The 9590-nt window shown below is 42.1% G+C and carries 6 protein-coding genes; 5 read left to right on the forward strand and 1 reads right to left on the reverse strand.

Annotation, left to right across the window (positions count from 1 at the left end):
• Positions 1-16 precede the first annotated feature (16 nt).
• The gene (locus BKK48_RS07615) at positions 17-388 is read right to left on the reverse strand and encodes an ESPR domain-containing protein (protein ID WP_077427529.1); all 372 of its coding nucleotides are present in this window, start codon (positions 386-388) and stop codon (positions 17-19) included.
• Between the two features lie 276 nt (positions 389-664).
• Between BKK48_RS07615 and rimO the strand changes: the two genes are divergently transcribed.
• The 5 genes from rimO to BKK48_RS07640 form a co-directional block, all read left to right on the forward strand.
• A complete protein-coding gene (gene rimO / locus BKK48_RS07620; protein ID WP_077427530.1) occupies positions 665-2002 on the forward strand; it encodes a 30S ribosomal protein S12 methylthiotransferase RimO in 1338 nt (445 codons plus the stop codon).
• Between the two features lie 19 nt (positions 2003-2021).
• Entirely contained in the window at positions 2022-4082 is a 2061-nt protein-coding gene (locus BKK48_RS07625) for a UDP-glucose:protein N-beta-glucosyltransferase (RefSeq protein ID WP_077427531.1), read from the forward strand.
• 249 nt (positions 4083-4331) lie between these two features.
• The gene (gene asd, locus BKK48_RS07630; RefSeq protein ID WP_077427532.1) at positions 4332-5447 is read left to right on the forward strand and encodes an aspartate-semialdehyde dehydrogenase; all 1116 of its coding nucleotides are present in this window, start codon (positions 4332-4334) and stop codon (positions 5445-5447) included.
• Positions 5448-5498: 51 nt separating this feature from the next.
• The gene (locus BKK48_RS07635; protein ID WP_077427533.1) at positions 5499-6443 is read left to right on the forward strand and encodes an alpha/beta fold hydrolase; all 945 of its coding nucleotides are present in this window, start codon (positions 5499-5501) and stop codon (positions 6441-6443) included.
• A gap of 323 nt (positions 6444-6766) precedes the next feature.
• On the forward strand, positions 6767-9590 hold a 2824-nt coding region (locus BKK48_RS07640), incomplete at its 3' end, for an ESPR-type extended signal peptide-containing protein (protein ID WP_077427534.1).

Consider the following 9590-nt stretch of genomic DNA (forward strand, 5'->3'; position numbering starts at 1 on the left):
ACTTTTGGGGTGCAGATCAATTTGACCCTTTATCATTAAAGCCGAAACCTGCTTTATTGCCGATAGCGATGTCATTTTTATTAGTCGCTTCAGCTCCAACACCAACAGCAATTGATGACTCAGTATTTTCATTCTTAGTAGGATCTTTAGTATTATCTCCACCAGTTGCTTTTGCGTTATCGCCAAGTGCAACACCTTGTGCCAATGCAGTAGCACCATCACCTTGAATAACATTCGCCGCATAAACAGGGGAGGCCACTAATGCAGCTATGGCAATCGCTTTTGATAAAGATGTTGACTTTGTTTTACCCTTTACTTTGCTTAATTCCGAGACGGCCACCCAAGATTGAGTGGCATGATTCCAAATCACTTTAAATGTTTTATTCATAAAGTTTTCATACTCCAAATATTTAATAAAAATAAAACTGAAAAATTGTCAAAAAATAAATCTGACAAAAAAAGCTTGGGTATTTTATTGGGAAATGAGCAAAATAAAAGCAGTTTTTACAAAATTTACATTTTTATAATGATTGGTTATAACTCAGTTAGTTTTTATTTATGTGAATGTTTTACTCGTAATTTACAATCCTTTACCTTTAATTTATCGCCTTTCTTTTAGAAACAGGATAGAATCACGCCACAAAAAATAGGGGTAAAAAATTTTATGCAAAATACCACCCGAAATATCGGCTTTGTAAGCTTGGGTTGTCCAAAAAATTTAGTGGACTCAGAGCGAATTCTCACCGAACTGCGTACAGACGGTTATAACATTGTGCCAAGTTATGAAAATGTGGATTTGGTGATTGTCAATACCTGCGGTTTTATTGATAGTGCGGTGCAAGAATCCCTTGAAGCCATTGGGGAAGCCTTGGAAGAAAATGGTCGGGTGATTGTTACCGGTTGTTTAGGGGCAAAGGAAGATCGTATTCGTGAAGTGCATCCCAAAGTTTTAGAAGTCACCGGCCCCCATAGCTATGAAGCAGTGATGGAACAGGTACATAAATATGTGCCAAAACCGACCCATAACCCTTACACCAGCTTGGTACCGAAACAAGGGGTGAAGCTCACACCAAAACATTATGCTTATTTAAAAATTTCTGAAGGCTGTGATCACCGTTGTACCTTCTGCATTATCCCTTCTATGCGGGGGGATTTGGAAAGTCGCTCTATCACTCAGGTGTTAGACGAAGCTAAGCGTTTGGCAGAAGCGGGTGTGAAAGAGTTATTAGTGGTATCGCAAGATACCTCGGCCTATTCAATGGATTTAAAACGCCAAGAGGGTGGGGTGAAAACCGCATTTTGGAATGGTATGCCGATTAAAAATGATTTGATGACACTCTGCCAACAATTGGGAAAACTCGGCATTTGGGTGCGTTTGCATTATGTTTATCCTTATCCTCATGTGGACGATTTAATCCCTCTCATGGCAGAGGGCGTATTGTTACCTTATTTGGATATTCCGTTGCAACACGCCAGCCCCAAAATTCTCAAAGCGATGAAAAGACCGGGCAGTATTGACCGCACTTTAGAGCGTATCAAAAAATGGCGTGAAATTTGCCCGGATTTAACATTGCGTTCCACCTTTATTGTAGGTTTTCCGGGAGAAACGGAAGAAGATTTCCAGCTGTTATTAGATTTCTTAAAAGAAGCTCAGCTTGATCGTGTGGGCTGTTTTAAATTTAGCCCGGTGGAAGGGGCGCCTGCAACAGAGATGGCTGATCAGGTGCCGGAAGAAATTAAAGAAGAACGCTATCATCGTTTTATGCAATTACAGCAAGAAATTTCCGCTCAGCGTTTGAAACAAAAAGTGGGCAAAACCTTAACGGTGTTGGTGGATGAAATGAATGAAGAAGGCATCATCGGGCGTTCAAAAGCCGATGCGCCGGAAATTGATGGTTTAGTTTATATAGATAACATCAGTAATAGAGATGTCCAAGTAGGTGATTTTATCAAGGTTACAATCACCCAATCGGATGAATATGATCTTTGGGGAACCTGTTAATTCAAATAGGAAGGAAAAAATGTCTGAAGTGAAAAAACCGAGCGTGCTACGTTTTGAAAAAAAGGTAGCTGCGAAAAATTATGAAGATGCTTGTGTGGAATTACTTGATATTCTGGGCAAAATTGATACTAATTTTGGCGATATCCAAGATATTGAGATTGATTTTCCACCACAGCTTGAAAATCTGGCTAAGGATAAACATATCTATTTTTCCACCCGCATGGCAGTGGCAATCACTCAATTATTCAGTGATCCGAAATTAGATATTTCTCCCTCCGGTGCGCAACGTTTTCTAGTTTTACAACGTTGGTTAAATATGATTTTTGCTTCCTCACCTTTTGTGAATGCTGATCATATTTTACAAACCTATAACACCAATCCAAACCCTAAAAATCCATTAGATATTCATTTGGATACCTCAACCAAATCGGCACTGATTAAGTTCTGTATTCTCTATTTGCCGGAATCCAATGTAAATCTTAATTTAGATGCCTTATGGAGTCTTGATCCAGAGCTTTGTGCCTCACTTTGCTTTGCCTTGCAATCCCCGCGTTTTATTGCAACTCAGCAAGCCTTTGGTAAACGGGGTGCGTTGTTACAATGGTTCCCTGAAAAATTAGCGCAAATTGAAAACCTCAACAATCTCCCAAGCGGGATTTCTCATGATGTGTATATGCATTGTAGCTATGATGTGGCGGCGAATAAACACAATGTAAAACGTGCATTAAACCAAGTGATCCGCCGTCATCTTCTTGCAGGAGGTTGGGTAGATCGTGATGTGAGTAAATTAGGAGAGCGTAATGGTAAACCTGTAATGGTAGTGCTTTTAGAGCATTTTCACTCTGCTCATTCCATTTATCGCACCCATTCCACTTCGATGATTGCCGCCCGTGAGCATTTTCATTTAATTGGTGTGGGTGGTGAAGCGGTGGATGATGCCGGTAGAGCTGTATTTGACGAGTTCCATTTGCTTAAAGGCAACAATATCTTAGAAAAATTGTCGTTATTAAAATCAATTTGTGATGAAAATGGGGCAGCGATGCTTTATATGCCAAGTATTGGTATGGATCTCACCACCATCTTTGCAAGTAATACCCGCCTTGCACCAATTCAAGTCATTGCATTAGGTCATCCTGCGACTACCCATTCAGACTTTATTGAATATGTGATTGTGGAAGACGATTATGTAGGCTCAGAGGAATGCTTTAGCGAAACCTTATTGCGTTTGCCAAAAGATGCACTGCCTTATGTGCCGTCTGCTCTAGCACCACAGAATGTAGAATATCGTCTGCGTGCTAATCCGGAAGTGGTCAATATCGGTATTGCTTCGACCACGATGAAATTAAATCTGTATTTCTTGGAAGCTTTAAAAGCCATTCGTGATCGTGCCAAAGTGAAAGTGCATTTCCACTTTGCATTAGGGCAATCCAGTGGTGTTACTCACCCTTATGTGGAGCGTTTTATTAAATCTTATTTAGGGGACGATGCCACGGCACACCCACATTCACCTTATCATCAATACCTTCAAATTTTGCATCACTGCGATATGATGGTAAACCCATTCCCGTTTGGTAACACAAACGGCATCATTGATATGGTAACGCTCGGTTTAGTCGGTGTTTGTAAAACCGGCCCAGAGGTGCATGAACATATCGATGAAGGCTTATTTAAACGCTTAGGTTTGCCTGAATGGTTAATTGCCCATACGGTGGATGAGTATGTAGAAAGAGCCATTCGCTTAGCCGAAAATCACGAAGAACGTTTGGCTTTACGCCGTCATATCATTGAAAATAATGGGTTAAAAACCCTTTTCAGTGGCGATCCAAGCCCAATGGGCAAAGTTTTATTAGAAAAACTCAATGAGTGGAAAGCAGCGAATTTAAAGGAAAAACCGAAGAAAAAGGCTGCAGCGAAAAAGCCTGCAAGCAAAAAAACGACCACTAAGGCTATCTCAAAAGCAAAAGAGACCACAAAATCCAATGTCTCAAAAAAAGCAGAGGCGAAAAGTGCGGTCAAATCTGAGGTCAAATCGACTGCTAAAAAAACCGTGAAGAAAGCTACGAAAAAAGTAGAAAAATAATGGAAAATCCCCGAAAGGGGATTTTTTCTTGCTAAAAGATAAGGAATGAATTTGTGCATTTCCCCCTCTCCCTCGAAAATCCTTCGGATTTTCTCCACCTTATTCCGTAAATGAGCGAGAGGATTTAGGGACAATCGGATAACATCATTTACATCTTTTCTTCAACTTATTATAAAAAACTTGATTTTCCTCACGCTATCTTGTAATTAATAACCCTATTCAAACACAATATAAACAAAGGAAAACACTATGAAAAACGTTGGTTTTATCGGATGGCGCGGAATGGTCGGTTCCGTATTAATGGATCGTATGGTGCAAGAAAATGATTTTGCAAACATCAATCCTGTTTTTTTCACCACCTCCCAAGCCGGGCAAAAAGCCCCGGTATTCGCCGGCAAAGAAGCGGGCGAACTCAAAAATGCTTTCGACATTGATGAACTCAAAAAATTAGACATTATTGTTACCTGTCAGGGCGGTGATTACACCAATGAAGTCTATCCCAAATTAAAAGCAACAGGTTGGAACGGCTATTGGGTGGATGCCGCTTCTGCATTGCGTATGGAAAAAGATGCCATCATCGTGCTTGATCCGGTCAACCAAAAGGTGATTGATGAAGGCTTAAAAAACGGCATTAAAACTTTTGTAGGAGGCAACTGCACTGTGAGCCTAATGTTGATGGCAATCGGTGGTTTGTTTGAACGTGATTTGGTGGAATGGGTTTCTGTGGCAACCTACCAAGCGGCATCTGGTGCTGGCGCGAAAAATATGCGTGAATTGCTTTCCCAAATGGGCTTATTGCGTGATGCAGTGAAAGAGGAGTTAGCCAATCCGGCATCTTCCATTTTAGACATTGAACGTAAAGTGACCGCAGAAATGCGTTCCGCCGATTTCCCAACAGAAAACTTTGGTGCAGCACTGGGCGGTAGCCTCATCCCTTGGATCGACAAATTATTACCGGAAACCGGACAAACCAAAGAAGAATGGAAAGGCTATGCGGAAACCAATAAAATTCTTGGCTTAAGCGACAACCCAATTCCGGTTGACGGCTTATGCGTGCGTATCGGTGCATTACGTTGCCACAGCCAAGCCTTCACCATCAAACTGAAAAAAGATTTACCGCTTGCGGAAATCGAACAAATTATTGCTTCTCACAATGAATGGGTGAAAGTCATTCCAAATGACAAAGAAACCACATTAAAAGAACTCACCCCGGCGAAAGTCACCGGTACATTAAGTGTGCCAGTCGGACGTTTACGCAAACTCGCCATGGGTGGTGAATACCTCGCGGCCTTCACCGTGGGCGACCAACTCCTATGGGGTGCAGCTGAGCCGGTTCGCCGTATTTTGAAACAGTTGGTCGCATAATTGCTATTTGTTAATAGGGCGTTGTTGACGCCCTTTATTTTATCTATCCCTATGATTCGAGAACCCCTTTTTTGCCAATTTGCCTTGGTGGAATTATTGCCTTTTTTTGAAAGCACACCTACCCAATATCTGATTGGGAAAGGCAATATTCGTATTGCTTATCGCCATTTTATTCACGAGGAAAGTGCGGTCAAAAAATTGATGATTTTGGTGAATGGACGGGCGGAAAATATGATGAAATGGTCGGAATTGGCTTACGATTTTTATCATCAAGGCTATGATGTCTTGCTGTTTGACCACCGAGGGCAGGGCTATTCCGACAGGCTTTTGAATGATCCGGAAAAAGGGCATTTGGACGAGTTTCGTTTTTATGTGGAAGATATGCAAAAAGTGATTGAAAAAACGACCGCACTTTTTGACTATCCAACCCAACATTTGGTTGCCCATTCTCTTGGTTCATTAATTGCCACCTATTATTTAGCAAATTGCGATCACCACATTCAAAAAGCGGTGCTTTCTTCCCCTTTCTTTGGTGTGCCGTTAAAACAGCCGATTCGGGATGAGTTTATCATTGCTGCCATGAATTTACTGGGGCAAGGGGAGCGTTATGTGTTTGGCAAAGGGGCGTACAAACCGGCACATCTCGAACACAACGAACTCAGCTTTTGTAAAACCCGAATGAAATGGATGAACCGAATTAACCGAAAATATCCTAACTTACACCTTGGAGGTCCGACTTTTCGATGGGTGCATTTATGCCTCAATGCCATAAAACGCTTGCCTATAATTCTCCCCCGCATTGAAGTTCCTGTGCTGATTTTGCAGTCAGAAAAAGAAAAAATTGTAGATAACAAAACCTTGCAAAAACTGACCGCACTTTTCCCCAACGCTCATTGCGAGCCGGTTCATCAAGCAAAACACGAGATTTTATTCGAACGGGATGAATTGCGGGAAAAGGTGTTAAAACAGATCACCGAATTTTTTGAACAACCTTAATATCACCTTATTTTACCTAGAGTGATAAAGCATTTTGCTGATTTCACTATTTCCTTTTTACTCCCAAAATATGGGATTTTTTCTTAGCCCGTTTTATTTCTATCAAAACCATCTCAAGCCTTTATCTTATAAATTTCAATCCTGTGATGAATGGCATACATCAATCCATAATTTCCTTAATCTTTTTATGGATAAGTAAAAGTTTGTAAATAATGTGTAATTAATTTTGAGATTAATAGTGCTTTTGGCTATACTCATCAGACCTCTTTCCTGCTTTAAGGATAGAGCTAATAAGATTTCAGGTGATTTTAGGAGAAACCTATATGAACAAAATATTTAGAGTTATTTGGAATCATGCAACTCAATCTTGGGTGGCGGTATCCGAATTAACGAAGGCGAAAGGCAAAACGAAATCGAAAACAGAAAAGAAAATTTCAGTTTTTGCGCTTTCGCTGATGACAGCCGGAGCAACGATGATTGGTGGCTCGGCGTTAGGGGCGAATGTAGATGATAGTTCATACTATGTGAAAATTGGAAATCAAGCCTCGGTTACTGGGTCAGAAAACCCTCTTGAAGGTGTGGCTATTGGACGCCAAGCTTCCGCCAAGGATCGAGGAGTATCTGTTGGACGTGGCACTTCTTCTGGAGCAGGTTCAGTTGCAGTAGGATGTAATACGAATGCAAATGGTGGAAATGCTGTTGCAATTGGTCAGAAAGCAAATGCATCTACAGACCGTTCTATTGCAATTGGTGATGGTGCCAGTATTGGATATGATCCAACTGCAGAAGATGGCAAAGGCAGTGGTGCGGTGGCAATTGGTGCAGGTTCATACGCTCAAGGACAGGGCTCACTTGCACTCGGTTTAGGAAACAGAGCGATTGGACAAAATGAAGGTGGTCGTAATTCCTCAATTGCCATTGGTGAAGGGAACACGGCGTTAAACACAAGTTTTGCCTTTGGTCGTCATAATAATGCTACGGGTGATACTTCTACTGCGATTGGTATTGATAGTAATGCATTAGGAACTCAAACCGTTGCTATGGGAACAAAAGCAACGGCAATCGGCACGGGGGCGTTTGCTTTAGGTTCTGGCTCAAGAGCGGAAAGTACGGGCGCTATTACTTTAGGTGAGAATGCCCGTGTTATTGGTGAATATAGAACTGGAGCTGATGGTAAAATAATTTGGGAATCAAGTAATTCCAGTAATCATAATCGTAGCTTCTTGGGGGTTGCGATTGGTGATACCTCAAGAGTAGCAAATTCAACAGCAGGCGTTGTTTTAGGTTCAAGATCTCGTGTAATAGATAGTGCAAATGGTACTGCCCTTGGTACTATATCTAGAGTAAATGCTTCTGAAAATGCAACAGCAGTCGGTTCAAATACTGTTGCTTATAAATCAGAAAATTCCACAGTATTGGGTTCTTTTTCTAAGGTTTCAAATTCATCAAATAGTACTGCCGTAGGTATAAGTACCAATATTTTAAATTCTACAAACGGTACGGTGATCGGTGCAAGAAGTACAATCACTGGCGGTGATAAAGGCATTGCAGTAGGTACAGATAACACTATTACAGGTTCACGCTCAGGTGCGGTAGGCACAAACAACAAGGTTTCCGGCAATGATAGCTATGTCATGGGTAACAATGTTACCTTAGGCACAAGCGGTTCGGTGGTGTTAGGTAACAATTCTGCTCAAAGCAGCGCAACCACTGTAACAAGCGGTACAGTAAATGGTGTAACTTACGATGGCTTTGTGGGCGCACCAAAAGGTACGGGTTCGTACGTTAGCGTAGGCTCAAGTGCAACTGACTCTCGTCAAATCAAATATGTTGCCGCAGGGGAAATCAGTGCAACATCTACCGATGCCATCAACGGCTCACAGCTCCACTCTGTGCTTACCAACGGCAAATGGAAAGTCGGTAATAACACAGGTGCAGTGGTGAATAGCGTTGCGTTTGGTGACCAAGTCAATTTTATCGGTGCGAATGGCACAACCGTTACCACTAGAGCTAACGGCAATGTTACTAACGTGACCATCAGCTCGCCACTATATGTTGCGGGTGACAATATTACTTTAACGAATAATAATAATGGTACGGTTACGATCTCTTCAACGGGCGGATCAAGTGGTACAAGCCCAGAAAACTATTTCCACGTCAATGATGGTAAAAATTCATCTGATGGCAATGCTAACACCAATAAAGGTGCCGTTGATGCAAAAGGTGGTGCAACAGGCGGTAATGCTTTAGCTGCAGGGATTCAAGCCAAGGCTTCAGGGGTAAATTCTGTGGCGATTGGTATTAACTCGAATGCTACTATGAGCAGTGCTTTGGCTGTGGGTACGCAAGCTAAGGCGTTAGGCGACCGTTCAAGTGCATTTGGTATTTTAGCGAATGCTTCAGGCGGTAGCAGTTTGGCATTGAGTGATAATTCCACCGCTTCTGGTGACCAATCTATTGCGATCGGTAAGAATTCACTATCAAATGGTACAAGTACTGTTGCTCTTGGTTCTGAAACCCGAGCATTAGCCTGCTCAACGGTGGCAATTGGTGACCAAGCAAAAGCAACCGATAAGTTTGCGACTGCAATCGGGCATTACACCAATGCAACCGCTGAAAATGCGATTGCTATGGGGTATGAAACCTTTGCAACAGGGAAAAGCAGTATTGCTTTGGGTAATAATAGCAATGCAACAGCAGCAGGCAGTGTTGCTTTAGGTAACGCGAGTAATGCAACAGCGAATGGGAGTATCGCTCTAGGTAATAATACGCGCGTCACGGTAGAGAACGGCGTGGCATTGGGTTCAAGCTCTTTGGCAGATCGTGCGAAATTTAAAGCAACGGCTGCAACGAATACATCTTCATATTCAAGCAATACCGTTTATGCCTTATCTTCAGCATCAGATGCCGATAAAGCGGCGATTGTTGCCACTGCAACGAACACGCTTGGGGCAGTTTCTGTCGGAAATGGTACACACACTCGCCAAATCATTAATGTCGCTGCGGGTTCAAACGACAGTGATGCCGTCAACGTGGCACAGTTAAAAGCCGTAGCGAATAAGATACCAAACTATAACTACGGCAATGGTAATGGTACAACGGCGAATGTGACGAATAACAACGTTGCCTTTGATGTGAACACAACCA

The organism is Rodentibacter heidelbergensis (assembly GCF_002000125.1).
GTDB lineage: Bacteria > Pseudomonadota > Gammaproteobacteria > Enterobacterales > Pasteurellaceae > Rodentibacter > Rodentibacter heidelbergensis.

Excerpts from the sequence above, each read along its gene's own strand:
- BKK48_RS07615 (WP_077427529.1), bottom strand. The coding sequence starts at position 388 with ATGAATAAAACATTTAAAGTGATTTGGAATCATGCCACTCAATCTTGG.
- rimO (WP_077427530.1), top strand. The coding sequence starts at position 665 with ATGCAAAATACCACCCGAAATATCGGCTTTGTAAGCTTGGGTTGTCCA.
- BKK48_RS07625 (WP_077427531.1), top strand. The coding sequence starts at position 2,022 with ATGTCTGAAGTGAAAAAACCGAGCGTGCTACGTTTTGAAAAAAAGGTA.
- asd (WP_077427532.1), top strand. The coding sequence starts at position 4,332 with ATGAAAAACGTTGGTTTTATCGGATGGCGCGGAATGGTCGGTTCCGTA.
- BKK48_RS07635 (WP_077427533.1), top strand. The coding sequence starts at position 5,499 with ATGATTCGAGAACCCCTTTTTTGCCAATTTGCCTTGGTGGAATTATTG.